This window comes from Exiguobacterium sp. SL-9, assembly GCF_004336985.1.
GTDB lineage: Bacteria > Bacillota > Bacilli > Exiguobacteriales > Exiguobacteriaceae > Exiguobacterium.
The window spans coordinates 1-394 of record NZ_SJUO01000043.1 but is presented as its reverse complement, the minus strand read 5'-3'; the positions used below and the strand labels follow the sequence as shown (position 1 = coordinate 394).

The 394-nt window shown below is 50.5% G+C and carries 1 pseudogene; it reads right to left on the bottom strand.

From position 1 onward, the window contains the following. A pseudogene (locus tag EVJ34_RS15565) lies at window positions 1-394 on the bottom strand (DNA-directed RNA polymerase subunit beta); the annotation flags it as partial.

Sequence of the window (394 nt, the reverse complement as noted above, 5' to 3'; positions counted from 1 at the left end):
GTTCATCAACGAAGTGGCCATCGTCATCTAATACGGTGTTTGCCTGTGCAATGATGAAGTTGCCTTCTTCGATTGCAGACAGGTAATGAATTTCATCGGTAACAACATCGTCACGCACTAAACGGTACGGGGTTTCCAGGAAACCATATTCGTTAGTCTGTGCATAAACAGATAAGGAGTTGATCAGACCGATGTTCGGACCTTCAGGGGTCTCGATAGGACATACGCGGCCGTAGTGAGTCGGGTGAACGTCTCGTACTTCGAAGCCGGCACGCTCACGGGTCAGACCGCCCGGGCCTAATGCTGAGATACGGCGTTTGTGCGTGATTTCTGACAGCGGGTTGTTCTGGTCCATAAACTGGGACAGCTGGCTGGAACCAAAGAACTCTTTAAC